1 rRNA gene is annotated in these 695 nt (G+C 55.1%); it reads right to left on the bottom strand.

What is annotated here, in order from left to right:
- A 23S ribosomal RNA gene (locus AB4Y85_RS19415) occupies nt 1-695 on the bottom strand; the annotation flags it as partial.

Genomic DNA, 695 nt, shown 5'->3' with positions numbered 1-695 from the left:
GCCGACATCGAGGTGCCAAACCTCCCCGTCGATGTGGACTCTTGGGGGAGATAAGCCTGTTATCCCCAGGGTAGCTTTTATCCGTTGAGCGATGGCCCTTCCATGCGGAACCACCGGATCACTAAGCCCGACTTTCGTCCCTGCTCGACTTGTAGGTCTCGCAGTCAAGCTCCCTTSTGCCTTTACACTCTGCGAATGATTTCCAACCATTCTGAGGGAACCTTTGGGCGCCTCCGTTACMTTTTAGGAGGCGACCGCCCCAGTCAAACTGCCCACCTGACACTGTCTCCCRSCCCGATCAGGGSYGCGGGTTAGAAKTTCAATACAGCCAGGGTAGTATCCCACCGACGCCTCCACCGAAGCTRGCGCTCCGGYTTCTCAGGCTCCTACCTATCCTGTACAAGCTGTACCAAAATTCAATATCAGGCTACAGTAAAGCTCCACGGGGTCTTTCCGTCCTGTCGCGGGTAACCTGCATCTTCACAGGTACTATAATTTCACCGAGTCTCTCGTTGAGACAGTGCCCAGATCGTTRCRCCTTTCGTGCGGGTCRGAACTTACCYGACAAGGAATTTCGCTACCTTAGGACCGTTATAGTTACGGCCGCCGTTTACTGGGGCTTCAATTCGCACCTTCGCTTACGCTAAGCGCTCCTCTTAACCTTCCAGCACCGGGCAGGCGTCAGCCCCTATACC

The sequence above is a fragment of the Microvirga sp. 2YAF29 genome (assembly GCF_052114605.1).
Classification (GTDB): domain Bacteria; phylum Pseudomonadota; class Alphaproteobacteria; order Rhizobiales; family Beijerinckiaceae; genus Microvirga.
The sequence above is the reverse complement of the archived record's forward strand: the minus strand, read 5'-3'. Positions and strand labels throughout refer to the sequence as shown.